This window comes from bacterium (assembly GCA_023150945.1).
Lineage (GTDB): Bacteria > Zhuqueibacterota > Zhuqueibacteria > Zhuqueibacterales > Zhuqueibacteraceae > Coneutiohabitans.
The window spans coordinates 61,511-88,312 of record JAKLJX010000003.1; the positions used below are offsets into that span (position 1 = coordinate 61,511).

General features: G+C 60.1%; 25 protein-coding genes. 19 read left to right on the plus strand and 6 right to left on the minus strand.

The window, feature by feature from the left end; translation table 11 throughout:
• Window positions 1-183 precede the first annotated feature (183 nt).
• A complete protein-coding gene (locus L6R21_05555) occupies window positions 184-3,279 on the minus strand; it encodes a T9SS type A sorting domain-containing protein (GenBank protein MCK6558646.1) in 3,096 nt (1,031 codons plus the stop codon).
• A gap of 328 nt (window positions 3,280-3,607) precedes the next feature.
• On the opposite strand from L6R21_05555, the gene L6R21_05560 reads away from it, so the two are divergent.
• Entirely contained in the window at window positions 3,608-3,949 is a 342-nt protein-coding gene (locus L6R21_05560; protein ID MCK6558647.1) for an MGMT family protein, read from the plus strand.
• A gap of 12 nt (window positions 3,950-3,961) precedes the next feature.
• Here L6R21_05560 and L6R21_05565 read toward each other — a convergent pair whose 3' ends face one another.
• Both L6R21_05565 and L6R21_05570 read right to left on the minus strand, forming a co-directional pair.
• A complete protein-coding gene (locus L6R21_05565; GenBank protein ID MCK6558648.1) occupies window positions 3,962-4,693 on the minus strand; it encodes a hypothetical protein in 732 nt (243 codons plus the stop codon).
• A gap of 55 nt (window positions 4,694-4,748) precedes the next feature.
• Window positions 4,749-5,684 carry a DMT family transporter gene (locus L6R21_05570; protein ID MCK6558649.1) on the minus strand — a complete coding sequence of 312 codons (936 nt, stop codon included), beginning with the start codon at window positions 5,682-5,684 and terminating at the stop codon, window positions 4,749-4,751.
• A 546-nt stretch (window positions 5,685-6,230) separates the two neighbouring features.
• Here L6R21_05570 and L6R21_05575 point away from each other — a divergent pair.
• Genes L6R21_05575 through L6R21_05595 form a run of 5 tightly spaced genes read left to right on the plus strand, consistent with a single transcriptional unit; the run spans window position 6,231 to window position 10,054 of the window.
• Window positions 6,231-7,187: a cysteine synthase family protein gene (locus tag L6R21_05575; protein MCK6558650.1), complete on the plus strand. Its 957-nt coding sequence runs from the start codon at window positions 6,231-6,233 to the stop codon at window positions 7,185-7,187.
• Window positions 7,177-7,629 carry a M67 family metallopeptidase gene (locus L6R21_05580; protein MCK6558651.1) on the plus strand — a complete coding sequence of 151 codons (453 nt, stop codon included), beginning with the start codon at window positions 7,177-7,179 and terminating at the stop codon, window positions 7,627-7,629. The genes L6R21_05575 and L6R21_05580 overlap by 11 nt, the downstream gene beginning before the upstream one ends.
• 2 nt (window positions 7,630-7,631) lie before the next feature.
• Window positions 7,632-7,910: a MoaD/ThiS family protein gene (locus tag L6R21_05585; protein MCK6558652.1), complete on the plus strand. Its 279-nt coding sequence runs from the start codon at window positions 7,632-7,634 to the stop codon at window positions 7,908-7,910.
• Window positions 7,907-9,067, plus strand: coding sequence for a molybdopterin-synthase adenylyltransferase MoeB (moeB, locus tag L6R21_05590; protein ID MCK6558653.1), 1,161 nt, complete (start codon window positions 7,907-7,909; stop codon window positions 9,065-9,067). Before L6R21_05585 ends, moeB begins: the two co-directional genes overlap by 4 nt.
• A gap of 57 nt (window positions 9,068-9,124) precedes the next feature.
• Window positions 9,125-10,054, plus strand: a complete 930-nt coding sequence (locus L6R21_05595; GenBank protein MCK6558654.1) for an alpha/beta hydrolase — start codon at window positions 9,125-9,127, stop codon at window positions 10,052-10,054.
• A gap of 58 nt (window positions 10,055-10,112) precedes the next feature.
• Here L6R21_05595 and L6R21_05600 read toward each other — a convergent pair whose 3' ends face one another.
• The 3 genes from L6R21_05600 to L6R21_05610 form a co-directional block, all read right to left on the minus strand.
• Window positions 10,113-11,540, minus strand: a complete 1,428-nt coding sequence (locus tag L6R21_05600; GenBank protein ID MCK6558655.1) for a UDPGP type 1 family protein — start codon at window positions 11,538-11,540, stop codon at window positions 10,113-10,115.
• Window positions 11,541-11,937: 397 nt separating this feature from the next.
• The gene (locus L6R21_05605) at window positions 11,938-12,609 is read right to left on the minus strand and encodes a hypothetical protein (GenBank protein MCK6558656.1); all 672 of its coding nucleotides are present in this window, start codon (window positions 12,607-12,609) and stop codon (window positions 11,938-11,940) included.
• 161 nt (window positions 12,610-12,770) lie between these two features.
• Window positions 12,771-12,971, minus strand: a complete 201-nt coding sequence (locus L6R21_05610; GenBank protein MCK6558657.1) for a hypothetical protein — start codon at window positions 12,969-12,971, stop codon at window positions 12,771-12,773.
• A gap of 540 nt (window positions 12,972-13,511) precedes the next feature.
• Between L6R21_05610 and L6R21_05615 the strand changes: the two genes are divergently transcribed.
• From L6R21_05615 to L6R21_05675, 13 genes are all read left to right on the plus strand, one after another.
• Window positions 13,512-14,291, plus strand: coding sequence for a class II aldolase/adducin family protein (locus L6R21_05615; protein MCK6558658.1), 780 nt, complete (start codon window positions 13,512-13,514; stop codon window positions 14,289-14,291).
• Between the two features lie 325 nt (window positions 14,292-14,616).
• Window positions 14,617-16,686 carry a protein translocase subunit SecD gene (gene secD / locus L6R21_05620; GenBank protein MCK6558659.1) on the plus strand — a complete coding sequence of 690 codons (2,070 nt, stop codon included), beginning with the start codon at window positions 14,617-14,619 and terminating at the stop codon, window positions 16,684-16,686.
• Window positions 16,687-16,726: 40 nt separating this feature from the next.
• Window positions 16,727-17,656, plus strand: a complete 930-nt coding sequence (gene secF / locus L6R21_05625; protein MCK6558660.1) for a protein translocase subunit SecF — start codon at window positions 16,727-16,729, stop codon at window positions 17,654-17,656.
• A gap of 50 nt (window positions 17,657-17,706) precedes the next feature.
• Window positions 17,707-18,045, plus strand: a complete 339-nt coding sequence (locus L6R21_05630) for an STAS domain-containing protein (GenBank protein MCK6558661.1) — start codon at window positions 17,707-17,709, stop codon at window positions 18,043-18,045.
• A 126-nt stretch (window positions 18,046-18,171) separates the two neighbouring features.
• On the plus strand, window positions 18,172-19,446 hold the full coding sequence (locus L6R21_05635; protein MCK6558662.1) for an adenylosuccinate synthase: 1,275 nt from the start codon (window positions 18,172-18,174) through the stop codon (window positions 19,444-19,446).
• A 58-nt stretch (window positions 19,447-19,504) separates the two neighbouring features.
• On the plus strand, window positions 19,505-19,825 hold the full coding sequence (locus L6R21_05640; protein ID MCK6558663.1) for a heavy metal-binding domain-containing protein: 321 nt from the start codon (window positions 19,505-19,507) through the stop codon (window positions 19,823-19,825).
• Window positions 19,826-19,910: 85 nt separating this feature from the next.
• The gene (locus tag L6R21_05645; GenBank protein MCK6558664.1) at window positions 19,911-20,477 is read left to right on the plus strand and encodes an HD domain-containing protein; all 567 of its coding nucleotides are present in this window, start codon (window positions 19,911-19,913) and stop codon (window positions 20,475-20,477) included.
• 372 nt (window positions 20,478-20,849) lie between these two features.
• A complete protein-coding gene (locus tag L6R21_05650; GenBank protein MCK6558665.1) occupies window positions 20,850-21,119 on the plus strand; it encodes a hypothetical protein in 270 nt (89 codons plus the stop codon).
• Entirely contained in the window at window positions 21,100-21,507 is a 408-nt protein-coding gene (locus tag L6R21_05655; protein ID MCK6558666.1) for a type II toxin-antitoxin system VapC family toxin, read from the plus strand. The genes L6R21_05650 and L6R21_05655 overlap by 20 nt, the downstream gene beginning before the upstream one ends.
• Window positions 21,508-21,753: 246 nt before the next feature.
• The gene (locus L6R21_05660) at window positions 21,754-23,715 is read left to right on the plus strand and encodes a tetratricopeptide repeat protein (GenBank protein ID MCK6558667.1); all 1,962 of its coding nucleotides are present in this window, start codon (window positions 21,754-21,756) and stop codon (window positions 23,713-23,715) included.
• Complete coding sequence (locus tag L6R21_05665) at window positions 23,712-24,566, plus strand: DUF4292 domain-containing protein (GenBank protein ID MCK6558668.1); 855 nt, start codon at window positions 23,712-23,714, stop codon at window positions 24,564-24,566. Before L6R21_05660 ends, L6R21_05665 begins: the two co-directional genes overlap by 4 nt.
• Window positions 24,563-25,720 (plus strand): glycosyltransferase family 2 protein, encoded by a 1,158-nt coding sequence (locus tag L6R21_05670; protein MCK6558669.1) that lies wholly within the window; start codon window positions 24,563-24,565, stop codon window positions 25,718-25,720. The genes L6R21_05665 and L6R21_05670 overlap by 4 nt, the downstream gene beginning before the upstream one ends.
• Window positions 25,721-25,774: 54 nt before the next feature.
• On the plus strand, window positions 25,775-26,719 hold the full coding sequence (locus L6R21_05675; protein ID MCK6558670.1) for a glycosyltransferase family 2 protein: 945 nt from the start codon (window positions 25,775-25,777) through the stop codon (window positions 26,717-26,719).
• Window positions 26,720-26,802: the final 83 nt, after the last annotated feature.

Sequence of the window (26,802 nt, forward strand, 5' to 3'; positions counted from 1 at the left end):
AGTTGTCCTTCTGAAGCATCTTGTGAAGCACGCGGCGCCCAAATCATCACAGGATCCATTCTGGATAGCATGAGGCGGCGAGACGTCTTTCTCAGGCACTGCGCGCTTGAATTCTCCTGCCGATGAGCAGATGCCGCGCGGCAGCAGACGCGATGCGATTACTTTCATTCAGGCCAAATGACCTTATTTCGCCAGCAACATCTTCCGCACCGCCACTTCCTCGCCGGCTTCCACGCGCAGCAGATAAATGCCGGTGCTTGCCCGGCGGCCGGCGGCATCCTTGCCCTGCCACAGCAGCGTGTGCGTGCCGGCCAGCTGCAAGCCGTCAAACAGCGTCGCGACTTCGCGGCCCAGCACATCGAAAATGCGGATGATCACGCGCTCGGGCTGCGGCAGATCATAAACGATCTTCGTCGTGGGATTGAAGGGATTGGGAAAATTCTGCTGCACGGCAAACACCTGCGGCAGACCGCGGCTGGGATTCTCCGCCACCGAGGTAATCGGCGGCAACTGCAGCCGCTCCCGTTCTTGGGAGATCACGAAAATCGCCGAGCCATAAGCCGGCAGCGTGACGGCCACGGCGCCCAGGGCCGCGCCCGTCGCAGTTTGATGGGTGTCGCTGTAGAGATTGTTCAGAAAATAGGTTTGATCGCCAGCCAGCCCGCCGGTGAACTCGAGCAGATTGGCGCCGGTCAAATCCAGGGTCACGGACTTTTCCGAGGCGGCGAAGTTGACCACGGTGAGGCCGTTGTGGTCGGGATAGGGCCGCACGAAGGCATACACCAGGCCGTCGCTGGTGTTCACGCGAATGAAGTCAGGTTCGTCACTGGCGTTGACGTTGAAATCGCGGTTGGTGTCCTGCTTGTGCTGGCGAAAGGCGGGGAATTGCGCGCGGATTTGCACGATCTTTTGATAGTGCGGCAGCAGCAGGGCGCGGCCGCTGAAGTTGAAATCCACCACGCGCCGCACGCGATCTTCCTTGTCGCCCGAGATGCCCTTGCCGTAGCCCACTTCCTGGCCCTGCATGATGCCGGGGATGCCGGGCGCGGTGAACAGCACGCTCGCCATCGGCAGGGTTTTCTCGAAGGAATCGTAACGGTAGGTGATGCGATCCTCGTCCTGCGTTTCCATGAAACGGAAATAGTGGGAGTTGGTGCCGGGATAGAACTCGCCGTTGATCAGGTCATTGTGCAGATTGGTGACGGCGGTGGCGCTAAAGCCGAAATTGCGGATTTGGTTGAAATAGAGCTTGAAGTCATAAGCCGCGTCCACACCGCCGTCGCGATCGGCGTAAATCACTTCGGTGCCCGCGCCGGTGCCGTCGTCTTCACCGAGCAGCAGAATATCCGGTTTGATTTTCTTGAGCGCGGCGCGCACCGGCCGGTCGAAAAAGGCTTCCCCGTAGCGGCGATGCGGACCCCAGTAAACATCCAGGCGGTAGCCATCCAGCCCGAATTCCAGCAGCCAGTGCTGCATCACTTCGAGCATGTAGGTGCGCGCATCGATGTCGGTCCAATCCCAATTCAACAACTGCTCGCTGAAACCGCTGTAGTAGTAGAAGCCGAAGGCATCAGCCGACTGCCCCAGGCCGTTGGTGTTGTGCGGAATGTTGCTGTGCTGATAGAACGGCCAGTAGGGGGAATCAATGCCGTGCAGCCGCGCATGCTCGGCAAAGGGATGAAAGCGGCTGCTGTGATTGGGCGTGAAATCGAGAATGACTTTCAGGCCCAGCTCGTGCGCGTGGGCAATGAAGTCTTTGAAATCTTGATTGCTGCCGTATTCCGGCGCGACGTTGTAAAAGTCCACGATGTTGTAGCCGATGCCGTAGCGATTGTCGATGGTGAAGGCATTGTCCATCACCGGCAGAATCCAGAGCACGCTGAAACCCAGGGCTTTGATCCTTTCGAGAAACGGCCGGGCCGCCTTGATCGTGCCGGCGGAAGTGAGGCCTTTGAAGAACATGATGTAAATGCGGGCCTCACGCACCCAGGCGGGGTTGTTGCGCACCGTGTTCAGTGTGATCACGCCGGAGGGCGCCACCGTGACGAACTGCCGGCTCCAATCCTGGTTGCCGTCCGGGTCGCGCGCCGTGAGTGTGAAAAAGTATTCGCCCGCCAGCACCGGCCGGGCCACGGTCACCACTGCGCCGCTTTGGCCGTTGGCGCCGAGCGGCGCCGGATTGTCGGCATCTTCCTGCCAGGTGAATTGCAGCAGTGCGGCCTGGCCAGGGTCAGGATCCACGCTTTGAAAACCTTGCAGCCGCAGCTCGGTCCGGCTGGTGTCAAAGGTGATCACCGCCACGGGATCGTGATCGACTACGCGTTTGATCAACACCGGGCTTGAGACTTGGGTAACACCGCCCGGCGTGGCCTCGAAGCGGAAGCTGTTATCTCCTTCCAGCAACGCCAGGGTGGTGTCGAATTTGCCGGCGTTCACGCGCACGCGCCAGGTGAGGTCATTCTGCCGCAACACGCCGCTGGTCAGAGTGTTGTCGAGTTCGCCATCGGATTTGTAGACTTCGCCGCGCACGCGCCAGCTTGGTTTGCGGGTGGTCGCCGGCTGCGTGAGAATCTGCACCGGATCGCCCTGCACCTCGAAAGTCGTGCTGTCGGCCGAGAGGCTGCCGGCGGCATTGCGCACCGCGAGTTTCAGCGTATGCCGGCCGTTGCTGAGCGGCGTGGCCGGTGTGAAACTCAGCAGCTTGGTGTTGGGATCGTAGAAGGATTCGAGATTGGTGTAAGCCGTGCCGTCAATCTCCAGGCGCAGGCTGGCGAGATCGATGGCCTGCTGGCGCGAGGGGAAGAGGTACGCCGTGATGCGCGGCAGTTGCGCCTTGACCACGCTGGAAACCGAATTGGGCAGGAGGTAGTGAATCGTCGGGCTCTTGGTATAGAGAATCGAGTTGTTGTTGTCGGAAGGATTTTGCCGCGGGTTGAGCGGGTCCGGCCGCCATCCCGAGCTGACGCCGTTCTCGTTGAATTTGTATTGATAGGCGCCCGGCACGCGGCCGCTCACCGGTCCGCCCACGCGCAAGCGCACGGTTTTTTCCCACTGGCCGGTGGCGGCGTTGAAAGTCATGCGGGAGGGCGCGTTGGCTGAGATGCTGCCGCCGCTGTTAGGGCCCCAGTTGTTGAATTCACCGGGAAGAAAAACCGTGGTGGGATTGCCGGTGGATTTGTAGTAGAAGAAGACATCAACGCTGTCGGATTGGGCGCGGCCGGCGGCCGACAGCAACAGCAGGAAGGCGGCGGTCAGGGTCAGCAAACGAAAACGGTACATGAGTTCCTCCGAAAGGATTGGCATACCAACAAGCGCGGCAAAACACGAGATCTATCACGACAAGGCCAGGCCGGGCACCCTGCAGAAGGGCTGCTCCGGTGCTTGGCACAAATCCCACATGAGTAGAGTTAGGTTTCTGTACACTCCAGAAACGAAGAAACCGCCTGGGCGCTTTGCCCTAAAGCGTGCACAAGTGGAAGCAAAAGTAATTTCGTTCATGACGGAGCGCCCGGGCGGTGGAAACTCTGATGGTTTTTGATGCAACGGCCAAGCCGTTGCAGAACACTGGATTCACTGCCCGTCACATCGCATTCGCCGAAGTGCAACCATGCCGAAACCCAACCTCGCCTCATTCACCGCGCGCGTGAAGCAATTGCTCAAAAAAATTCCGCGCGGCAAAGTGGCCACCTACGGCCAAATCGCTGCGCTCGCCGGCATGCCGCGTGCGGCCCGCCAAGTCGCGTGGATTTTGCACGCCTCCGCAGAAAAAGAACGGCTGCCGTGGCATCGCGTCATCAACCGCAACGGCATGATTTCGCTGCCGCGCCTGCAGGGTTACGAACTGCAGCGCGAGCTGCTGCGCCGCGAAGGCGTCGCGTTCGGTCTGCGCGACGTCATCGACCTCGAACGCTTTCAATGGCGGCCGCAGCCGGCCCGATCACGCCGGTGAAAATCGGCGGGTTCACTCCGCTTGCAAGCGCACCCGGTCAAACCAAATGACGCGCTTGCCGTCGTCGGACACGCGGCGCAGCGGCAAAGTCACCGGGCCGAATGATTTGTAATCCTCCCACGAGTAACCGCCTTCGCGACCGCTTTCCAATTTATAGCGCCACCTTTGAATGCGAAAACTGGCGGGATCCACGTACAGCCAGTACTGATCGCCCGGGGTCAGGCCTACGCCCGCGAAAGAAAGATGCAGCACGCGCTGGCGCACGCCGCCCTTCTTCTCTGCCGGCATTTCCTGCAGCTTGACGCCGGGGTCGAATAGCTTGAACGGCATGATCAGCCAGTATGTGTCGTTGATGAACAGCGCGTAGCCGCGTTCGAGCATCTGCTGCGTGGTGGAATCCGACGGCGGCTGGCCGTCGATCAACACCCTGCCGGTTTTTTGATAAATGTCACTGAACTCGATGCGGTGCGCGCTGCCGTTGCGGCTGTCATTCCAGGAGAGAACGTAGCCATTGGTACGGCGATTCCACACGTGACTGCGGCGGGTCACCTCCGCGCCTTCACTGGCGACCACAAAATCAAAGGCAAGCTCGGTCGTCTTCTCCCAATTCTGCAAGCCACCCAGCGCGTTCATCACCTGCTCGGCCAGTTCACGCGCGGCGCCCGCCGGCGCTTGCGCGAAGCTCTCAGGGGCGGCCACCCAGATGGCCGCGCCGATGACAAACTGCAACACTGCTTTTTTCATAATCCGATTCTCCTCGACCAGTTCGATTTGCCGCGTTCGTTGCGGCGCGTCCGCCTCAACGGCGCCGTGCCAGCACAATGCCGGCGATGACACAGACCGCGCCGCCGGCTTGCAGCAGCGTCATGCGTTCGCCCAGAAACAAAACACCGGTGAGCACTGCTACCACCGGCACGAAATTGGAAAAGATCGCGGTCTTGTTGGCGCCGAGGCGGGCGATGCTGTGATTCCAAATCACGTAGGAAAGCGCAATGGAAAAAATGCCGGAATAGCACACGCCCAGCCAGCCGATGCCATCGATGCCCAGCCAATCCTGCCGGTACAGCGCGGGGCCGCTCCACACCAGCATCGGCGCGGTGCCGAAAACGGTCGACAACACCGTGAGCTTGAGCGGCGAGAAGCGTTTGAACGTGGGTTGCGCCAGCACGGTGTAAGCCGACCAGCAGAAAACCGCGGCCAGCGTGAGCAGATCGCCCCAGACGTTGCTGCCGGAAAATTCCAGGCCGTGGCTGCCGCCGCCGATGACGCTGGCCAAGCCGAGGAAGGCCAGGGCCACGCCGAACACGGCAGGCCGGCGCAGGCGTTCCGAGCCGCTGGCGTGGCTGGCCATCACCACCAGCGCGGGCGAGGCCGCGAGAATCATGGCGGAGTTGGCGGACGTCGTGCGCGCGATGCCTTCGATGAAGAAAATTTGATAGAGCGTGATGTAGAGCAGGCTCAAGCCCGCGATCGGCGCGGCCTCCTGCAGCGTCACGCGCAGGTCGAGGCGGCGCCGGAGTGCCAGCAGAAGCAACAGGGCGCTGGAAAGCACAAAGCGCACGGCATTGAAAGCGAGCGGCGAAAACTGGCGCAGGCTGGCTTTGATGATCGCATAGTTCGTTCCCCAAATCAAAATGACCAGCAGCAGAAGCAGCTCCGTCATGTGGGAAGCGAGGCTGGAGTGATCGGAGGGCGGGGAAACGCGGCCGATCGTCGCCGTTTGCGAGTTGTTCACGCGGGAGTAACAGCTCCTTTCCTGAAACCGGCAGAGATACTGCGGCTGCAACCCTTGCGGTCGTGTCCTGGAGAGTATTCGGCAGTGCGATGACGCCGGCGCAAGCTGCGGCCGGCCGCACTGGAATTTTCTCGCGCTGAATTGTGTTGGGCAATATAACAAGGGCCGGTAGTGGAGTCAAGGTTGGCAGCGGTTGAACTCCAGAATTTGCCGGAAAACACTGCGCGGCCGCCTTGAACAAATGTTGGCGTAAATGCGTCTTGCATTTGTGAGCGTGAGCGTTTATCTTGGCGCCAATTTCTGTGGACATCGACTATGAAAACGCCGTTCCATAAATTCCTTCCCCCGTCTTCCTGCTTGCGCTGCTTGTGTCGCAGGCGGGGAGGCTCAGTCGTGCGGTAACCTCGACCTGCCCCGCGATTTTCCGGCTTGCCTTGGCAAGCGCCGCGGCCTCCTCGCCACCCTCAACGTCCCACAATTCACGCGCAACATCATCACCTGCACCGGCCTGTTTTTGCCCGGCCGGAGCAAAGGATTTTCATACCCATGTCGAATGGATTCGCAACCTCTGCACGCCGCCGTAATCGTTTGCCGGGGCGCGCCGCCGCGCGTTCCGTCTTTGCCCTGGTGGGCAATACCCCCTTGCTTGATTTGTCGCATTACTCGCCGCGCCGCCGCGTCAAGATCTTTGCGAAGGCGGAATGGCAAAACCCCGGCCGGTCGATCAAAGACCGCGCCGCCAGCCGGATGATACGCGCGGCGCTGCGCTGCGGCCGGCTCACGCGCGATCAGATTCTGTTGGATTCCACCTCGGGCAACACCGGCGTGGCTTATGCTCTCTTCGGCGCGGCGCTGCAATTGCGCGTGCGGCTGGTGGTTCCGGAAAACGTGAGCCGCTATCAGAAAAATTTGCTGGCGGCTTATGGTGCGGAGGTGATCTGGACCAGTGCCAGCGAAGGCTCGGACGGCGCTATTCGTGTCGCGCGCGCCCTGCTGGCAGAAGCACCGTCGCGCTATTTCTACATCAACCAATACAACAATCCGGAGAACTGGCGGGCTCATTTTCTCACCACCGCGCCCGAACTCTGGCGGCAAACCCGCGGCCGCCTCACCCACTTCATCGCCGGCTTGGGCACGAGCGGCACGTTCGTCGGCACCGGCCGCCGCTTGCGGCAATTGAACCCCGCGCTGCGCCTGATCTCGGTGCAGCCGGATTCGCCGCTGCACGGTTTGGAAGGTTTGAAGCACATGCCCACCGCGATCGTGCCCGCGATTTATGATTCCGATCTCGCTGATGAAAACCTCGGCATCGCCACCGAGGAGGCGCATGAATTGGTGCGGGATGTGGCGCGGCGCCACGGCTGGCTCATTGGCCTCTCCAGCGGCGCGGTCCTGGCAGCCGCCCGCCGCGTTGCAGAAAGAATCGAACACGGCGTCATCGCCACCATCTTTCCGGACGGCGGTCACCGTTATCTCGAGGAGCGCTTTTGGCATGAAGAATGAAAAAGCAGTGATCGCTGCGGACGACCTGGCTGCCCTCGTCAAGCAGGCGGAAGTGGCTTTCCCGCAAGAATGCTGCGGCTTGCTGCTCGGCACACGCGCGGCTGACGGCTGGCACCTCGCCCGCGTGCAGGCCATGCGCAACGCCAGTCCCACGCCGGAACAAGGCTTCGAGTTTGACGCCGTCGAACAACTGCGCGCGTATCGCACCGCCGAGGCCGCGGGCTGGGAAATTCTCGGGCATTATCATTCCCACCCCAACGGCCGCCGCGGACCTTCGCCTACGGATTTGCAGCTCGCCACTGAGCGTTCGGATCATGGCCTTTGGCTGATACTAGCGGTTGCGCGCGGACGCTTTCTCGCAGCGAGTTTGTGGCAGTTGCCCGGCGAGGCCGCTGCGTTTCAACGCGTGGCAATGGAAACGAAACCATCATCAGGAGAATAGTCATGGCATACGTCGTCATTCCCTCCGCACTGCGCGGATTGACCCAACAACAATCCCGCTTTGAAGTCACCGGCAACACCGTTGGTGAAGTGCTCGCTCATCTCACCCAACGTTACCCGGATTTGCGGCGCCACTTGCTCAGTGAGCAGGGCCAACTGCGCAAGTTCGTCAACGTCTTTGTCGGTGAGGAAGACATTCGCCATCTGCAACAAGAGGCCACGCCGGTGGCGGACAGCGATGAAATCAGCATCGTGCCGGCGGTGGCGGGAGGCGAAGCATGAAGAACGGAGCACCGGTTACCTTTGACCGCGAAGAGATTCAACGCTACAGCCGGCATTTGATTCTGCCGGAAGTGGCGATGGCCGGGCAAAAGAAACTCAAGGCCGCCAGTGTGCTGCTCATCGGCACCGGCGGCTTGGGTTCGCCGCTGGCGATGTATTTGGCCGCCGCGGGCGTCGGCCGGCTGGGCCTGGTGGATTTCGACGTGGTGGATGCCTCGAATCTGCAGCGCCAGGTGATTCATTCCACCGCCTATGTCGGCCGGCCCAAATTGGAGAGCGCGAAAAACTTCATCGCCGGCATCAATCCGCACGTGCAGGTGGAAACTTATGAAACCCGCTTCAGCGCGGAAAATGCGCTGGCTATTGCCCGCGATTATGATGTTATTATCGACGGCACCGACAATTTTCCCACCCGCTATCTGGTGAATGATGTATGCGTGCTGCTGCGGAAGCCGAATGTTTACGGCAGTATCTTCCGCTTCGAGGGCCAGGCCAGCGTGTTCTGGGCGGAGCAGGGGCCCTGCTACCGCTGCCTCTATCCCGAACCGCCGCCGCCGGGTCTGGTGCCGAGTTGCGCGGAAGGCGGCGTGTTGGGCGTGTTGCCGGGCATCATCGGAACGATTCAGGCGAATGAAGCCCTCAAGCTCATTCTCGGCGCCGGCGAGCCGCTGGTGGGCCGCCTGCTGCTTTTCGATGCGCTGGCGATGCGCTTTCGCGAGATGAAGCTGCGCAAAGATCCTGATTGCCCGGTGTGCGGCGTGGCGCCCACCATCACCGCGTTGATCGACTACGAGCAATTCTGCGGCATGCCGGTGGTGAGCGATGAACGCGGCGGCAGCCACAGCTTTGACATTTCCGCCACCGAGCTGGCGCGCAAGCTGCAGACGGAAGCCATTTATTTGCTCGACGTGCGCGAGCCATATGAATTCGAGATCTGCGCGCTGCCCGGCGCTCACCTCGTGCCGCTGGCGCAGTTGCCCGAGCGTCTCGCGGAGATCGACGGCAGCCGGCCGATCGTGGCGTACTGCCGCACCGGCAAGCGCAGCGCGCAAGCCGTGACGCTGTTGCATCAGGCCGGCTATCCCTCCGCGAAAAATCTGGCCGGCGGCCTTCACGCCTGGTCGGAGGAAGTGGATGCCACCGTGCCGAAGTATTGAGCCTGAGGCCGGCACCGGTTTCTGATTGCTTGAATGAGTGAGGAAGGAGTACGCCGGATGAGTCTGCAAACCAGAGTCATCAGGTTGATCGTGCGGTTGTATCGTTTCATGGCGTTGCGGCCGGGCCGCACGATTGCCGACCAGCGCGCGGCCCTGGAGAAGTTCGCCACGCGGTTTCAGGCGCAGCCCGCCCTGACCTATCAGCGCGTTTTCGCGGATGGTGTGCCGGCGGAGTGGATCGTCCCTGCTGCGCGCGACAGCGTGGCGGTTGTGCTCTTCTTGCACGGCGGCGGCTACAACCTCGGCTCGCTCGCCACACATCGCGAGTTGGCCTCACGTCTTGCCCAAGCCTGCCGTTGCCGCGTGCTCGCGGTGGCCTATCGCCTCGCGCCCGAGCATTTGTTTCCCGCGGCATTGGAAGATGCCATGCGGGCTTATTGCTGGCTGCTTGCCGAGGGCGTGCGGCCGGAGCAAATCGCGCTGGCGGGCGATTCTGCCGGCGGCGGCCTCGCCCTCGCTGCGCTCGTTTCCTTGCGCTATCATGGCGAGCCGCTGCCGGCCGCGGCCGTGTGTCTGTCACCCTGGGTCGATTTGGAATTGACCGGCCATTCGATGATTGCCAAGGCCAGGCAGGATCCGGTGTTGACGCGCGAGGTGTTGCAGGAGTGGGCGCGAAATTACCTCGGCGGCAAAGGCCCGCGCACACCGCTGGCCTCGCCGCTGTATGCGGATTTGTCCGGTTTACCGCCGTTGTTGATTCAGGTGGGTTCCGAAGAAGTTTTGCACGATGATGCGGTGCGCCTGGCCGAGCGGGCGCAGGCTGCCGGCGTGCCGGTTGAGCTGGAGGTCAGCGCGGAGATGATGCACGGCTGGCATTTCTTTGCCGGCAAATTGCCGGAGGCGCAACGGGCGATTGCACGCCTGGCTGCCTTCATTCGCATGCGCTGCCGGGAAAACGACATGCCCGCTTCAGCCCAACGCGCTTGATCCCGTTTGCACCGCGCAGCAATCTGAAGCGAAGAGTGCAATACCAGAAAAGCGAGCTTTAACGCAGGTAAACTTCCTCTCCGATCTTGAAATCCGGCCGAATCTTTTGCGCCAGTTCGGCAGGATCCAACGCAAACAACGGGCTGATCTCGATTCTCGCCCGGGCATTCCCCTCACCGTCGCGCGGCACCGGCACGCCACATTGTTCCAGCCATCCCGCATAGAAATTGTAGAAATCGCGCCGCGCCGTTTCCGGAGAATCGACGCCGCTGGCATTCTTGATCGGACTGAATTCCTGGTGGCGATCCACTTCCAGCACCACACTGCCCCGCGCCTCACCCAACGCGTCAAAAATGAAGGTTTCGAATTTATAGCCATTGGGCTGGGAGGGATTGATCAGCTCGCCGGCCTGATTGAGGAATGGGATTTTCTTGTGCGCGATGTGCCAGGGCAGGGAGGGGCCGCTTTGCACCAGCCGTGCGACGAAATCAACCTGCAGCACGTGAATCGCAATGCTGCCGCTGTTGTACTTGAGCGTGCCGTCGGGATTGCGCATTTCCTTGTCGGCGTTGCTCATGTCGCTGTACTCGATCACGGCCAGGCGGCCGCCCTGCTTGCCGATCACGCCGATCTTTTCGTGCGCATCGCGCTTGCCGCACACCTTCGCGCTCATCTCCGCGCCGGCGGTGGCGTGATACCCGAGAAAAAGCGGATCGCACATTTTGATCAAAACATTGTCGACCTGAAAATAGAAGAGCTGCGCAATACCGCGGCGGCGCATGTCCGCCAGCGCGCCGCTTTTGGCGAGCGCGGCCAGGGTTCCGCCATGGCCGTCGGGATTCATGAAAATGTGGTCGGGCGCATCGAGAATGATTTTGCCTTCTTCATCAATCGCCGGCATCATGCCTTGTTGAAAGAAGAAAACGTCCTCCGGCGGCAGGCCAAAGAACGCTTGCGCTTGGAAGAATTCCTGCGTCGCCACGTGATTGGCTTCACTGGTCATGATGTACCACGGAATCGCAGCGCCAAAGCGCCGCGCGGTGGCCCTGATTTTCTCGGCATGCAAATGAAAAAGGCTCTTGCCGCCCGGGGTGCCGAAGACGAATATCCCCTTGGGGCCTTCGAATCCCAAACGCGAGCCTTGGCCGCCGGCGACGAGGACGGCAGCCACCATGCCGCGGCGCAACAGCTCCGCGCCCGCCGCGTTCATGGCCGCACATTCCTCGGGGTGGTCGCGTTGCTGCGTGAGTGAAATCACCTCCGCGGGTTCGAGAGACAAGCGATTGGGGGCCGCGCGGTCCTTCAGGATCAAGTCGGTATAGATGCCGGATATTTGTGGGAAATCGATTTCTGCGACTTGCGCCAACAGCCGCAGGCGGCTCTCTGCGTCGAGCTGGCGCCAGTGGCGAAAAAGATGGCCTTGCCCGGCAGCCTCGGCTGCCTGCTTGAGAGAATCAAAATTCAATGGTGGGCGCGTCATCGCCATGATGCAGAATCTCCAGTTGCAGGTCCATGTGTTCCCCGGGTTCCACGGGCACCTCCGGAAGGGCGGCTGCAACCAATCCCAGTGGCGTGACAGCAAGCCAGGGGGCAATTCAGGTTGAATGGCAAGCGGGACTTCCGGCGACGTGCCGAGCAGAGTCTATGGGTGGCGGCAATGTACGAAAAAAAAACGCGCAGGCAAAGAGGCGGCGATCACGGGAATCTTAAAAAAAAGAAATCCTGTTCTGCCGGTGGCAGGGGAAAGTGGGGGTCGGAGAGAGGCAGTGCTGGAGGGCGATGAAGTCGTTTTGAAAAAATAAACCGCCTGCGCCTCGATTACTGATGAAAAAACGAGGCGTGATTGCTGTGCAAATGGCCCGGTGATGAGCGATCCAATCTTCCTATCGAGTTGTTGTGGCCAGATAGCCACCCGCTTTTTGTTTTTCTTCCTTTCGGGGTTTCTCAACTGAAGTCGGTGCCGGTTGAGCGGTGAATTTTGCCGAAGTGGTCAGGCCGATCAAAGCCTTTTGCACCTGGTTCTCCAACTCGGCTGCCCGCCGCAGCACTTCCGGGAAGTTTTGAATCTGAATCAAAGCCAGCATGGATTCGATATCCCTGTGGTACCGCCGCAAGCGATAGACATGGATGTCATGCCGGTTTTGATCGACATAGGTTTGGCGGGGCAGGCCGGCAATGGCTTTTTCCAGAACATCGAGCTGGGAGCTGAGCAGTTGTACACGCTGCCGGCTCGCGGATTCCGCCAGCCGCCGCAATTGCAGGAATACGACGCTGCAACTGTCCAACTGTTGGCAAACGCGGAAGAGATAGGCACCGGCGCGCTCGCTGTTGTTTTGGCGAATGAACTTTTTCGCCTCTTCGATTCCTCGCCGGGCCTCGGCCAGCTCGTAAGTCAGGTATTGATCGGCGCCCTTGGACTCCAGCCCACTGAGCAACTTCTCCGCTCGAACGAGTTGCTCAGTCGGTGAAGTCGAGCAGGCGACCAGTGCCAGCGCCAAGAGAATGAACAATCCACCTGGCAACTGGCGAGCGACAACACGAAGTTTTGCTCGCATCGTTTTGACCTCCGTACCTCATGTTTGGTTTTTCCTCCATGTTCCTACCCTTTCAGTAAATGATGTTTCATATTGGCGGCCGGCACACGGCACATGCGCCGGTTTGCCATTGGTGAAACATCAGGATCCGGCACCGCGAGAGATTTCCGGCTGGCGCCCAGCTACCCTGGTTGGGCGCACCGGTTTTTTCTTCCAGAGAAACTGCGTCCTCCCTGCTTCGCCTCCGAAAGCAGGAAACGCCAGGTCGCGCCCGGCGGCAAAATAACAGTGTGAAAATGCAAAAATGAAAAATGATCCAATGAAACAGGTGTGTCGCGCAGTGGAGAAATCGGCAAGCGGGCTTTCACTTTGGGGCGAATCATACGGCCAAGCTCAATCACACGGACTTGCTTGTTCTTCGAGGGATTTGATTTGGATCATGTCTGCGCCACGCCCACGCCCCCAGCTCTTGTTGCAGCAGATACCGCCGTCCGCCCGCAAGCGGAGCGCTTCATCTTCTGCGAAATCGAGTTTTGAACAATTGGAGAATGACAGCTCGGTTGGAGGGAACGGGGTCGATGTTGCGGTGCGCAATCCGTGTCACGCCTTGGCGCGGCACAGATTACTCCAACCTACGACAACATTGGGATACAACTTTGCGAAACGATTAGCGATTCGTCCTGGGAAGCGAGCAACACATCCTCGTGTTTTGAGGTCGACTCTTCCACAGAGCCAGTCCTTTTTGCGAATGGTGGGCGGAATATAATATCGTCGCAGCCTAAACGCAAACAAAATGTTGCAGCACTTCCACATTTTTGAAAAAAATGTTGCGAAAGTTGCTGCCGCGCGGCCATATTGTCCCTGTCAACTCCCCAAATGCGAAGGTGAACCTTTGCCGACCATGGGTCTTGAGGTCAATGTTCATGGATGAAGAGAGCAGATACCGGTATCGTCTCTGTGAAATCGGGAAGCGAATCTATGCGCGGGGTTTCGTTGCCGCCAATGACGGCAATCTCAGCGTGCGGTTGTCCAGCGGGGCAATCCTTGCCACGCCCACCGGCGTCAGCAAGGGCCTGATGTCGCCGGAAAACATGGTGTTGGTTGATTTACAGGGCCGGCTCTTGAGCAGTGGCAAGCCTTCCAGCGAGCTGCCCATGCATTTGTTTGTTTACCGTGAACGGCCGGAGGTAAATGCCGTCGTGCATGCCCATCCGGTTTACGCCACCGGTTTTGCCTCTGCCGGCCTTTCGCTGGAATCCTGCGTTGCGGCGGAGATCATTGCGACGCTGGGTTCGATCCCGCTGGCGGAATACGGCACGCCCTCCACCGCGGAGCTGCCGGAATCTCTGCGGCCGCTGATTCACCGGAGCGATGCCATTCTGCTGGCCAATCACGGCGTGGTGACGGTGGGAAGGGAACTGGACGAGGCCTATGACCGGCTCGAGCGGGTGGAGCACTATGCGCACATTGTGTTTGTGGCCCGGCAGCTTGGCGGTGAGCGGCTGCTGCCGCGGGAACAGGTCGAGAAGCTCTTCGCATTGCGCGGAAAGTACGGACAAACCGGCCTCAATCCCGGCTGCGCCACGTGTGAAGGCGAGTGCCTCGAGGGCACCTGCCCGAACTATGCGGAGAAATTCGATGCCGGCGGCACGGATCACTTCGGCATGGTAGTCGATCGCGTGCTGGCGCGCTTGCGCCACTGAAAACCGGCGTGCCGAACGGTGAGAACCTCCCAGCGAACGGCGTGGAGGCGCTTTGATAAAGGACTTAAGCCGACCTTTCGCTTGACTTTCAAGGGCAAATCATCTATATTGGCAGCCGTTTCAATTTTTCAAACGCCATCGGACACAATATTTGCGCGCCCTTGCTCATCGCCTGGACACGCCGCACTCCCGCCTGGAAGCACTTGATCCAGCCAGCAACGGGAGCTGCCGGCCGAAGTCGGGAGCGGGCTGAACGCATCACTTTATTGGCAAAAACCAAATCCTCGCGACGCGAGCAGATCACTTTTTGGAGGCAGAGCCGTTCATGAGGCGCAATAACACGCTGCGCACGATCATCATTGCCGTGGCGATTCTTTGGGCGATCTATGAGCTGTATCCGACCTTTGTCGTCACCTCGCTCAAAGGCAAGGCTGACGCCCATGCCAATGCATTGACCAAGCTGACCAATATTCAATACGACGACATCAATCAGGCGCTGACCAAAGGCGTGCTGGAGCAGAGAGTCCGCCAGGCGCTGCACGACCGCAACGGCGAACTGACCACTGCTTTGCGGGAGGTTGAAGCGCTGGTCAAGCTCAATGATGAGCTGGCCAAACACGAAGGCCGGGCGATCAAGCGCGGCCTGGATTTGCAGGGCGGGTCTTACCTGGTCTATGAAGTCGACCTTCCCAAGATGGCACGCGATGTGGCGAAAAACAAGGACGCGCGCTTCGATGAGATCATGCGCGAAGTCGAATCCGAAGCCGCCAAGCCCAACATCGATTTCTTCGAAGTGCTGCGACAGCGTTTGGCCGACCGGCAGATCCGCTTGAATCGCTATTTCGGCGAGCGCTCGCAGACGGACAACGAAGTCATCGACAACCTGCGCAAGAACGCCACCGACGCAGTCGATCGCAACCTGGAAATCCTGCGCAACCGCATCGACCAGTTTGGGGTGTCCGAGCCTTCCATCACGCGCCAGGGCGACCGCCGCATCGTGATCGAGCTGGCCGGCATCTCCGACGTCGCCCGCGCCAAGAACATCATCGGCCAGACCGCCTTGCTGGAGTTCCAACTGGTTTATGATCCCGAAGTCGTCAACGACGTTTTCACCAAGATCGATGCGGCGGTGAAACGTGACCTGGCCGGCAGCACAGACAGCAGCGCGCTCGCCAGCACCGCGGCCGACACCGCGGCGCAGGCCGCCAAAGTGCGCGAGGAACAGGAGGTCAGCGTCAAGGATTTGTTCAGCGGTTCTTCGATTTTGAGCGGCGACACCACCGCAGAGCAAGCGGCCGGCACGGATTCCACTGTAGCCGTGGACAAGGAAATTTTCGGCGAAAAGCCGTTTCTGTCCTTGGGCGCCGCGCTTGGCCCTGATTTCGCCTTCCCGTCCAAGAACCAGCGTGTGGTGGAACGCATCATCAACAGCCCGGAAGTAAGGCGCGTTATCCCGCCGGATGCCGAACTGGCGTGGTCCAGCAAATTCGAGCCGGTAGCCGACAATGAATACTACCGCCTTTATCTGCTCAAGAAAGAGGCGGAGCTGACCGGCACCTATCTCACCGAGGCGCAGGCCACCATCAGCAGCGGCTCGGGGGTCGTGCGGCAGGGCGACTGGCAGGTCAACATGAGCATGAATGACCAGGGCGCCAAGATTTTCTCGCGCGTGACCGCGGCCAACGTCAACAAGCGCCTGGCCATCGTGCTGGACGGCAAAGTGGTGATGGCGCCCAACATCGATGAACGCATTCCCAGCGGTTCGGCCGTGATTCGCGGCAGCATGAACGCGGATGAGGCGCAGGATCTCGCCATCGTGTTGCGCGCCGGCGCGCTGCAGGTGCCGATGAAAGTCATCGAAGAGCGCACCGTCGGGCCTTCCCTCGGCCGTGATTCCATTGCCAAGGGCCAATATTCCGCCATTCTCGGCTTTGTCCTGGTCGTCATCTTCATGGTGATCTATTACAAGTTCTCCGGGCTGATCGCCACGACGGCTTTGCTGTTGAACGTGATTTTGGTGATGGCGGCCCTGGCCTTCTTCAAAGCCACGCTGACGCTGCCGGGGGTGGCCGGCATCATCCTGACCATCGGCATGGCGGTGGATGCCAACGTACTCATTTTCGAGCGCATTCGGGAAGAGCTGCGCACCGGCAAGACCGTGCGCGCGGCCATCGAAGCCGGCTATAACCGCGCCTTCTGGACGATCTTCGACTCGAACATCACCACGCTGCTCACCGCCCTGGTGCTCTATCAATTCGGCACGGGCCCGATTCGCGGCTTTGCGGTGACGCTTTCCATCGGCATTATTGCCAGCATGTTTACGGCCATCGTCGTGACGCGGTTGATCTTCGATTTCATCACCACCCGCCGGCGCGTGGCGACCCTGAGCATTTGATCCGGCAGATCCATCATTCTGTGAAGGAGTAGAATCGTCAATGGAATTCTTTCGGCAAACGAGTATCGACTTCCTGGGAAGGCTCAAATTCGCCCTCGCCTTTTCAATGACCATGATCCTGGCAGGCATCGTTTCCCTGCTGATCAAAGGCGGCCCGCTCTACGGCATCGATTTCCTGGGCGGCACCGAAGTGAATGTCAAATTCCAAAACCCCCAGCAAACGGCGGTGGTGCGGCAGGCGCTGTCGGCGCAGGGAATCAACAAGGCGGAAATCAAGCAGTTCGGTGACCGCACGGATTTCCTCATCCGCGTGCAGCAGCAGGAGAGCGGCACCCAGGTGTCGGATGCCATCGTTGCCGCCCTGCAGAAGACCTTCCCCAATGACGCGCCCACCTTGCAGTCCGTGGACAGTGTGGGCCCGAAAATTGGGCAAGAGCTGCGCGACGCCGCGATTTGGGCCATCATCATCGCCCTCGGGCTGATTCTGATCTACATCAGCATCCGCTTCGAATTCGTTTTTGCGGTGGGCGCGGTGGTCGCGCTCGTGCACGACGTGGTGATCACCCTGGGATTGTTTTCCCTCTTCAACATGGAAATCAATCTGGCCATTGTCGCCGCCTTCCTCACGCTGGTGGGCTACTCTTTGAATGACACGATTGTGGTTTACGATCGCATTCGTGAGAATATGGTGCTGCTGCGCCGCGAAGCCATGAGCATCGAGAAGGTCATCAATCTGAGCATCAACCAGACGCTGAGCCGCACGATCTTGACCTCCGGCACGACGCTGGTCGTGGTGGTGATCCTGTTCCTCTTCGGCGGTGAAGTCATTCGCGGCTTTTCATTCTGCATGCTGGCCGGCATCATCATCGGAACGTATTCCTCGATTTTTATCGCGGCGCCGCTGGTGGTGGAGTGGTACCACCGCCATCAAACTGCCAAGATCAAGATGAAACCGGTGGGAGTCCGGTAAGCCCGCGTGGATCGCCGGCGGCTCAACCCTGAACACATGAGAGGTGTGACATGAATGTGCAGGAAAAGCAGGTGGGTGATATCGTGGTGCTGGAATTGTCCGGCAAGATCATGGGAGGCCCGGACGCCAGTCTGCTCAATGACAAGCTGCATGAGTTGATCGACAAGGGCAAAATCCACATCGTCGCCGATATCGGCGGCGTGGAGTGGATGAACAGCTCGGGCTTGGGTATTCTGATCAGCGGCCTGACCACGATGCGCAACAACCAGGGTGAACTCAAACTCGCCAACGTCACCGAGCGTATTCAAAACCTGCTGATGATCACCAAGCTGCTGACGGTTTTTGAAACCTATGAATCGCTCGAGCAGGCGATTGCCAGTTTCAATTGAGGCCGCGTGAGGCCGCGCGCCAGCCGGCGTGCGGCCAGCGCCTCGCGGTTGCCCGGCCTGCAGCAGCTCCATCTCCACCAGTGGCTCGCTTGAATTCACCTACTCATCCTTGACTTCCCCGTTACCATGCCCGTTCAAGTCGTGATTGGCGCCCAGTGGGGTGATGAAGGCAAAGGCAAGATTATCGACTTGCTGAGCGAAACCGCCGCGGTGGTGGCGCGTTATCAAGGCGGTGCCAATGCCGGCCACACCGTGGTGCACCGCGGCGAGAAATTCGTTCTGCATCTCATCCCCTCCGGCATTCTCCATCCCCACACCACCTGTCTGCTGGGCAACGGCGTGGTGATTGACCCAGTGGCCTTTCTCGCCGAAGTGAATCTGCTGCAGCAGCGCGGCCTCACCCTGCCCGGCCGCTTGTTTCTCAGCCATCGCGCCCATCTCGTGATGCCCTATCACAAATTGCTCGACCAAAGCCGCGAATCGGCGAGCGAGCTCGAGAAAATCGGCACCACCGGCCGCGGCATTGGCCCGGCTTACGTGGACAAGGCGCTGCGCCTGGGCATTCGCCTGGTGGATTTACTCGAGGCCGGTCTGCTGCGCAAGAAGATCGAGCAGAATCTGCAGGAGAAGAACGCGCTGCTGAGCACGCTCTACGGCCGCAGTCCCCTCGACCCGGATGACATTTTGCGCGAGTATCAACGCTTCGACGAGCTGCTCGATCCCTACATCACCGACGTGACGCGGCTGCTGCAACAAAGCATTGCCGACGGCCAGTCCATTTTGTGCGAAGGCGCACAAGGCACGCTGCTGGATCTCGATTTTGGCACGTATCCTTATGTCACCTCCTCCAGCCCCGCTGCCGGCGGCGCCTGCACCGGCTTGGGCATTGGCCCCACGCAGATCGACGAAGTGCTGGGCGTGGTCAAGGCCTATACCACGCGGGTCGGCATGGGACCGCTGCCCACGGAAATCCCCGAAGACAGCGGCATCGACTTGCGCAGTTTGGGCGCGGAGTTTGGCGCCACCACCGGCCGGCCGCGGCGTTGCGGCTGGTTCGACGCCGTGGTGGCAAACTACGCCGTGCAAATCAACGGCCTTGCCGCCTGGGCAGTGACCAAGCTGGACGTGCTCGACACTTTGCCTGCCATCAACGTGTGCGTGGCCTACCGTTATCGCGGCAAAGAATTGCGGCATTTTCCCGCGGACTTGCAGATCCTGGAGAATTGTGAGCCGGTTTATGAAACGCTGCCGGGTTGGTGCACGCCCACCGGCGGCGCGCGCGCGTTTGAACAACTGCCGGCGCGGGCACAGGATTATCTGCGCTGCCTCGAAAGCCTGACCAACACGCCGGTGCGCATCGTCTCGGTGGGCGCGGAGCGTGAACAGACCCTCTGGCGCTGAGTCCTGCTTCCGGCAGCGTGCCGATTTCGCTGCGTTTCATCCTTGGGAGATAGGCGTGATGATGATTACGACGACTGACACCATCGCAGGCCGGAAGATCGTTCGCTATCTCGGCATTGTCACCGGTGAAGCGGTCATCGGCTCGAATTTGGTGGATGATCTGTTTCGCGGCTTGCGCGGCATTGTCGGCGGCCGCACCAGCAAATATGAAAAAAACCTCGTCACGGCACGCGGCCTGGCGCTCAAAGACATGCAGACCAATGCCGAGCAACTCGGCGCCAATGCCGTCGTGGGCGTGGATCTGGATTATGAAGTCTTCAGCGTCGGCGAAACCATGATGATCGTGATTGCCAACGGCACCGCGGTGCAGGTGGAGTAGGCCGCGCGCGGATGGCCGTCGTTCACCGCGGGCAGCAACCGCCTGGGGCACGGCAATTTTGCAAAATCTCCACAGTGAGCGTAACATGACCCGTGAACAAGCCTATCAGTTGATGTGCGAGTGGACCGCCTCTGACAGTCTGCGCAAACACATGCTGGCCGTGGAGGCCGCGATGCGATTCTACGCCCGCAAATTCAACGAAGATGAACAAACCTGGGCGGTGGTCGGCCTCTTGCACGACATGGATTACGAGCGGCATCCCTCCAAAGAAGAGCATCCCTATCAAACGGTAAAGCTGCTGCGCGAACGCGGCGAGCCGGAAGCCCTCTGCCGCGCCATTCTCGCGCACGCGGACTACACCGGCGTGCAGCCCGAGACGCTGATGGAAAAAACGATTCTGGCGGTGGACGAGCTATGCGGCTTTCTCACCGCCGTGGCCCTGGTGCGGCCCAACAAAAGCCTGCTCGAGGTCGAAGTCAGCTCGGTGAAGAAAAAAATGAAAGACAAGGCCTTCGCGCGTCAGGTCAGCCGGGAAGACATCACGCGCGGCGCGGCGCTGCTCAATCTCACCCTGGATGAGCATATCGCCAACTGTCTCGAAGCGATGCAGAGCGTTGCTGCAACGCTGGGGCTGCAGGGGGAAGCAAAATAGCCGGTCCCGTCCGTTGCCCTCCTGGCCCGGGGTTGGCCTTGTGACTTGGAAAAGCTTCATGAACCGCGGCGTGGTTCATCTGTCGTCGCCTGGGCGGTGGGGTCTCGGATCGTCGCGTTCGACTCGCTTCGGGCCAACCTCCTCGTCCACCAGCTTGCGGCCTGTCGCTCCCTCGCCGCCACCTCACCCGAAAACCGTAGCAATTCCCCTGCGGAATTTCTTGTTAGCCGTGGCAGAGCTGAAATTGCAGAACCAACATTCGGTACCCATCAAAGCCATCGACTAATAAACTATTGCTGAAGAAGAATACTTTCAATATCTTCTTGCGGAGATATTGAGAAACACCACGGCACTGCAATAAGGAACGGAGTTATGGAAATGAAAGCCAATACAGTACGCGAGCTAGTTTTGGAAGAGATCAGACTGCTTCCAGAAGAAGAGCTGCCGGCAATCTTGAGTTTTATTCATTCTTTCCGGTCGGGTAGCCAAATATTGAATAAGAGATCGAATCAAGTGATGCGTTTTGCCGGCAGTTGGCGGGATCTGCCCGAAGAAACCTACAATGAGTTTATTGGCGACATAGCCAAGCGTCGGCAAGCAGCGTTTTCGAGGAGACGAGACCGTGAAGCCGACATTAGTTGATGCCGATATACTGGCAATGTATTTCCGCGGGACCGAGAAGTTGGAGGAGAGATTTGAAAGGTATCTCGAAGAATACGGCAAAATAAATATCAGCATCATAACGTACTACGAGATTGTCAGTGGATTAGAGTACAAAGATGCGAATAAACAGCTTGAATCCTTCTTTGAATTTGCCCACCAAAATACCATCATCCCAGTTACGCAAGATTCAGCGGCGATCTCGGCCGGGATATACGCACGCTTGCGCAAGAGTGGACAACCCCTGGATGATATTGATTTGCGCATTGCTGGAATAGCGATCTCAAATGGCCTTGCGCTGGCCACGAACAATGAAAGTCACTTCGCAAGAATTGAAGGCTTGGAAATACAAAACTGGAATAGATCGTGAGTTACGCGTTCACAGCTAACGATGCTTCAATCGGCCGCGCGCGTGTGCGGCATGATGAAGGCGCTCTCGTGTGCCCGCGCCGGTTATGCCGGTGTTATTCGCCGGCACGTGCGCCATATTTTGCGGCACGCAAAATGCACGAGATCACACCCGCTCGGTTTTTTTGACCAAGCTCGCTTTTCGCCGCGGAGGTGAAAGGCCGGGAACACGTAAGGCAGAAATCTCCGCCATTTTCCGGAAAGATACATGAAGCAATTTTTTGTTGTCTGGTTGTTGCCGCTGGTGTTGGGAGCCGCCTGGCTCGGGTGCACGCCGTCCGCGACCAAAAAGACGGGCGAAAAGAGCGTACGCCACGAGCGTACCGTGGCCGAGGCCGATCCCCGCGCCGCCGAGCTGGTCATCCGCGGCGCGCTCGCCGAGTTGCAGGATGATTACACCGCTGCGCTCAACGCCTATCAGGAAGCGGCGGTGTATGATACCGCCTCGGCTTCCCTGATGAACGCCATCGGTGAAGCCTATCTGGCGCTCGCCAATTTGCCCACCGCCGAGCAATCCTTCAAGCGCGCGCTTCGCCTCGATCCTGCCTACATTCCTCCCCGGGAGAATTTGGCGCATCTCTACCAACGGCAGGGCAAGGGCAGCGCGGCCGCCCGCGAATATGAAGCGATCCTGGCGATCGATCCGGAAAATGCCTCCGCCTTGTTCAATCTTGCCGCGCTCAGCATGGGGCAGCGCGATTCCCGCCGCGCCATCGAGATGCTGCAGCGGCTGGTCGATCTCGGCAAGGCCGGCCCGCGCGAATGGCTTGCGCTCGGCACGCTCTATCTCAGCGAGAAAAACTACGACGAGGCCGAGGCCGCCTTTGCTTATTTCATCAAGGATGCGCCCGGCGACGAGCAGGGCTATCTCGCCGTGTCCTCGGTGTACGCCGCCCAGCACGACACACTGCGCCTGATCGACTGGTACGAAAAGGCGCTCGCCAAGAATGCCGAATTCGACCGCGTGCGCGACAGCCTCAAAGAAATTTTCCTCGCGCGCGGCGACCGCCGCCGTGCCATTGCGCTGATCGAGCAGCGCGCCGCGCTGGACAGTACGGACCTGGAGGCACGCGTCGAACTGCATCAGCTCTATCTCGACAACGGCGACACCCTGGCCGCGCGCGCCAGCCTCGACCAGGTCGTGCGCTCGCTGCATCAGCGCTGGCAGCGCGATTCCAGCGACGTCCGCCTGACGCTGCAATTGAGCGAGCTTTACCGCCTGCGCAATGATTCCCTGCAGGCAGCAGCAATGACCAACCGCGCCATCGCCGCGCTGCAGAGCAAAGTGACGGACGATTCCTCCGACATCGATGACACGGAGTTGCTCGGCCGCCTGTACCTCAGCCGCGGCGACACCGCCGGGGCGCAGGCAACCTACGAACGCTGGGTCAAGCACGCGCCCGCGGATTTTCGCGGCTACTTGCTGCTCGGCCGGTTGTCCTACAACAGCCGGCGTTGGGAACAGGCGGTCGGTTATCTCGATCAGGCGCTCAAGATCGAAAACGAGCTGCCCGAGGCCTGGATGATGCACGGTCATTCCAATCTGCTGCTGAATCGCACGGCGGAGGCGCAGCGAAGCTTCGAAAACGCAGTCGAGCTCGACCCCGGCAACCCGCTGGCGAATTTCTTTCTGGGTTTCTGCCTGAGCCAGTTGCAGCAGCATGAGCAGGCGGTGACTTATCTGCGGCGGGCGGTGGCGCGCAATCCCGCTGACGCGAGTTGGTGGGGCACTCTGGCGGCAACGTTGGATGAGCTGGGCCGCCATGCCGAGTCGGATTCCGCCTATCAACATGCGCTCAAGCTCGCGCCCGATGACGCGACGCTGCTCAACAACTACAGCTATTCGCTCTCCGAGCGCGGCGAACGCCTCGAGGAGGCGCTGGCCATGGTGAAGCAGGCGCTGGTGAAGGAACCGCAAAACGGCGCTTTTCTCGACACCATCGGCTGGGTGTATTATCAGATGGGAAAATACGAGCTTGCTTTAGAGTACATTCAAAAGTCCATTGCGGTGCGCGACAACTCCGCGGAAGTGCTGGAGCATCTCGGCGACGTGTATGACAAACTCGGACAGCCTGCGCGTGCGCGGGAATATTGGCAAAAGGCGCTCGAGCTGGACGGCAACCGCGCCAGCGTGAAGCAAAAGCTGGGCGCCAGCCGGGATAAGCCATGAGCCGGTGTCATTTCCCGGCACGCGGGCTACGCCGCGCCGGCGCCGTCCTGCTGTTGTGCGGCCTGGTGCTGCAGGGGTGCGCGGCCTTCTCCAAATCCCGCAAACTGCCTGCCGACGCCACGGCCGAAGAAGTCTATTTGCAGGTGGTGGAAAACTATCGCCGGGTCAAGTCCTTTCGCGGCACCGGCCGTTTGATCATCGACACACCCGAGCTGCAAACGCATGCGCCCGCCACTGTGCTGGTGCACAAACCGGATTCGATGTTCATCAAGCTCGAAGCGGTGTTCGGCATCGATGTCGGTTTCTTCTTTGCAGACGGCCGGCGTTTCGAAACCTATTCGCCGCTGGAAAATACCTACTTCTATGGCGACCTCAGCCAGATGCAGGCGCTGCTGTTGTTTCAAATGGAAGTCTCCTACGACGAATTGATGAGCAGCGCGGTGGGCACCATCCTGCCGCCCTTCGACAGCACCTTCACGATGACGCCGGCGGAAGGCGCCTATCGCTTTGACGGCCGGCGTGAGCAATGGCAGGTGACATACTGGGTCGACGGCAGCCGCGGCGCCGTGACCAGGGCCGAACAGCGCGACGAAAACGGCTTGTATGCGCAGCAGACGTTCCGCAGTTTTCGCAAAGTGGGCGGCGTCTGGCTGCCGCGCCTGATTCAAATCGACAAGCCGCGGTTGCGCGAGCGCCTGACCATCTTTTATGACAATGTCACGCTCAACCGCAATCTGGCGCAGGCAGACTTCAGCATGCGCGTGCCGGCTTCGGCCAAACGCATCAAGTTGGCCCCACCTGCCCATGATTCGAGCGGCCACGAAGCCGCCCAACCGGACAGCAGACCATGAATGATTCCCCCGATACTGGCGCGCAGCCTTCCCCGCGGCGCCGGCGCGCCTCGCGCAATCGCCGCCGCCCGCCGAAACAGAATCAGCCGGCCGCGGCAGGGAATGCCTCGGCCAATCTCCGGCAGCAAGATTCTTCCGCCGCGGCGGCCGAATACAACAGAGGCCGGCAGCCGCGCCGCCGTGATTTCTCTCGCGATCATGCCGGGCAACCCGCGCTTTCCATCGTGGTGCCATTGTACAATGAGGCACCGTCGCTTCCGGAGTTGCATGAAAGAATCGCCGCGGCCTTGCAGGAACTCAAGCTGGCGGCCGAGATGATCTTCGTGGATGATGGCTCGACGGATGATTCGTTCGAGACGCTGCAGAATCTGCGGCGCCGGGATGCGCGTGTGCGCGTGCTGCAGTTTCGCCGCAACTATGGCAAATCCGCGGCGCTGGCGGCGGCCTTCAGCCGGGCGCGTGGCCGCTTTCTCATTACCATGGATGCCGACTTGCAGGACGATCCTGCCGAGATGAAAGCGCTGTTGGAGAAACTCGAAGCCGGTTATGATCTCATCTCCGGCTGGAAACGCCGGCGCTATGATTCCTTCATCAAACGGTTCACCTCGAAGATCTTCAATCGCGTCACCAGCAGCCTCACCGGTTTGCGCATTCACGACATCAACTGCGGCTTGAAGGCCTATCGCCGCGAAGTCACGCAGACCATTCCGGTGTACGGCGAGCTGCATCGCTATCTCGCGGTGCTGGCGCATCGCGAAGGCTTCCGCGTCGGTGAAATCGAGGTCAAGCACCATCCGCGCAAATACGGCAAGAGCAAGTTTGGGCCTTCACGTTTCACCAAGGGCTTTTTGGATTTGATGACGGTGTTGTTTCTCACGCGCTACACCAAACGGCCGCTGCATCTGTTCGGACTGGCCGGCATCATTTCCTTCTTGCTGGGCTTTGGCGTGACCGCCTACCTGGCGGTCGAGCGGCTGTTCTGGTCGGTCTATCTCACCAACCGGCCGCTGTTGTTTCTCGGCATTCTGTTGATGATCATCGGCGTGCAGATGTTTTCCATCGGCTTGATCGGCGAGATGATCACCGCCACCAGCGCGCCCGCGACGGCTTATTCCATCAAGGCCGAACTGGGCTTTGCGTCAAAGCAGGAGTGAAGCGCCGGCGGTGCCATGCCCCCGCCGGCCGGCCTTCCGAATGACCCGCGATCCATGCTTCCACCCGTTACGACTGCCCCGCACCACTCCGAACCGGAGTCTTCCAAACCCCTGGTCTGGATTCTCATCGTTAATTGGAACGGCAAGGCCGACACGCTCAACTGCCTGGCCTCGTTGCGCAAGATCAACTATCATCCACATCAAGTGCTGGTGATCGACAACGCTTCGACCGACGGCAGCGTGGAGGCCATCCGGCGGGCCTTCCCCGAGGCGCGGATTCTGGTGAATGCACGCAACGAGCGCTTTGCCCGCGCCAACAATCAAGGCATGCAGATGGCGCTGGCAGCGGGCGCGGAATTCGTGCTGCTGCTTAACAACGACACCGAAGTCGCGCCGGATTTCCTTGATCATCTCGTGCTGGCGGCGCTGTTTCGCCGGGAGGTCGGCATGGTCGGCCCCAAGATTTATTATCATCAGCAGCCGCAGCTCATTTGGTTTGCCGGCGGCAAGATCAATTGGTGGAGCGGCCGCATCTCTCATCTCGGCTTGCGCCAGATCGATCACGCCTCGCTGGCAACCGCGCAGCCGATGGACTATCTCACCGGCTGTGCCCTGCTGGTGCGCCGCGCCTGTCTGGAAAAGATCGGCCTGCTCGATGAGTCCTATCACATGTATGCCGAAGACGCGGATTGGTGCCAACGCGCGCGGCAGGCCGGCTTCCTTTGCCTGTTTCAACCGCAGGCCAAGGTCTGGCACAAGATCAGCGCCAGCGCCGGCGCGAGTTACAAAGCCTACCACAAGGTGCTCGGCAACTTCCGGTTCTACTGGAAATACGCCCGTTGGTATCACTGGCTGACGATTCCATTCGGCGTGAGCTACGGCGCGGCGCGTGAAATCGTCCGGATGGCCTTCACCCAACCCCGCCAAGCCGGCGAGTTGGCCCGTGCCCTGGCGCGAGGCTTCCGCGATTTGCTCCTGCGGCGGCAATTACCCAACTAAAACTTTTTCCATTTCACATTCGTCCTATCCGGTGGACCAAACAAGCGCTTGTCCGCTGCGGGCGGGAGCGCCTCACGCAGCAA

Bases quoted from the DNA above. Each gene is read 5' to 3' on its own strand.
- L6R21_05555 (MCK6558646.1), bottom strand. From the start codon at position 3,279: ATGTACCGTTTTCGTTTGCTGACCCTGACCGCCGCCTTCCTGCTGTTG.
- L6R21_05560 (MCK6558647.1), top strand. From the start codon at position 3,608: ATGCCGAAACCCAACCTCGCCTCATTCACCGCGCGCGTGAAGCAATTG.
- L6R21_05565 (MCK6558648.1), bottom strand. From the start codon at position 4,693: ATGAAAAAAGCAGTGTTGCAGTTTGTCATCGGCGCGGCCATCTGGGTG.
- L6R21_05575 (MCK6558650.1), top strand. From the start codon at position 6,231: ATGTCGAATGGATTCGCAACCTCTGCACGCCGCCGTAATCGTTTGCCG.
- L6R21_05580 (MCK6558651.1), top strand. From the start codon at position 7,177: ATGAAGAATGAAAAAGCAGTGATCGCTGCGGACGACCTGGCTGCCCTC.
- L6R21_05585 (MCK6558652.1), top strand. From the start codon at position 7,632: ATGGCATACGTCGTCATTCCCTCCGCACTGCGCGGATTGACCCAACAA.
- moeB (MCK6558653.1), top strand. From the start codon at position 7,907: ATGAAGAACGGAGCACCGGTTACCTTTGACCGCGAAGAGATTCAACGC.
- L6R21_05595 (MCK6558654.1), top strand. From the start codon at position 9,125: ATGAGTCTGCAAACCAGAGTCATCAGGTTGATCGTGCGGTTGTATCGT.
- L6R21_05600 (MCK6558655.1), bottom strand. From the start codon at position 11,540: ATGGCGATGACGCGCCCACCATTGAATTTTGATTCTCTCAAGCAGGCA.
- L6R21_05605 (MCK6558656.1), bottom strand. From the start codon at position 12,609: ATGCGAGCAAAACTTCGTGTTGTCGCTCGCCAGTTGCCAGGTGGATTG.
- L6R21_05610 (MCK6558657.1), bottom strand. From the start codon at position 12,971: ATGATTCGCCCCAAAGTGAAAGCCCGCTTGCCGATTTCTCCACTGCGC.
- L6R21_05615 (MCK6558658.1), top strand. From the start codon at position 13,512: ATGGATGAAGAGAGCAGATACCGGTATCGTCTCTGTGAAATCGGGAAG.
- secD (MCK6558659.1), top strand. From the start codon at position 14,617: ATGAGGCGCAATAACACGCTGCGCACGATCATCATTGCCGTGGCGATT.
- secF (MCK6558660.1), top strand. From the start codon at position 16,727: ATGGAATTCTTTCGGCAAACGAGTATCGACTTCCTGGGAAGGCTCAAA.
- L6R21_05630 (MCK6558661.1), top strand. From the start codon at position 17,707: ATGAATGTGCAGGAAAAGCAGGTGGGTGATATCGTGGTGCTGGAATTG.
- L6R21_05635 (MCK6558662.1), top strand. From the start codon at position 18,172: ATGCCCGTTCAAGTCGTGATTGGCGCCCAGTGGGGTGATGAAGGCAAA.
- L6R21_05640 (MCK6558663.1), top strand. From the start codon at position 19,505: ATGATGATTACGACGACTGACACCATCGCAGGCCGGAAGATCGTTCGC.
- L6R21_05645 (MCK6558664.1), top strand. From the start codon at position 19,911: ATGACCCGTGAACAAGCCTATCAGTTGATGTGCGAGTGGACCGCCTCT.
- L6R21_05650 (MCK6558665.1), top strand. From the start codon at position 20,850: ATGGAAATGAAAGCCAATACAGTACGCGAGCTAGTTTTGGAAGAGATC.
- L6R21_05660 (MCK6558667.1), top strand. From the start codon at position 21,754: ATGAAGCAATTTTTTGTTGTCTGGTTGTTGCCGCTGGTGTTGGGAGCC.
- L6R21_05665 (MCK6558668.1), top strand. From the start codon at position 23,712: ATGAGCCGGTGTCATTTCCCGGCACGCGGGCTACGCCGCGCCGGCGCC.
- L6R21_05670 (MCK6558669.1), top strand. From the start codon at position 24,563: ATGAATGATTCCCCCGATACTGGCGCGCAGCCTTCCCCGCGGCGCCGG.
- L6R21_05675 (MCK6558670.1), top strand. From the start codon at position 25,775: ATGCTTCCACCCGTTACGACTGCCCCGCACCACTCCGAACCGGAGTCT.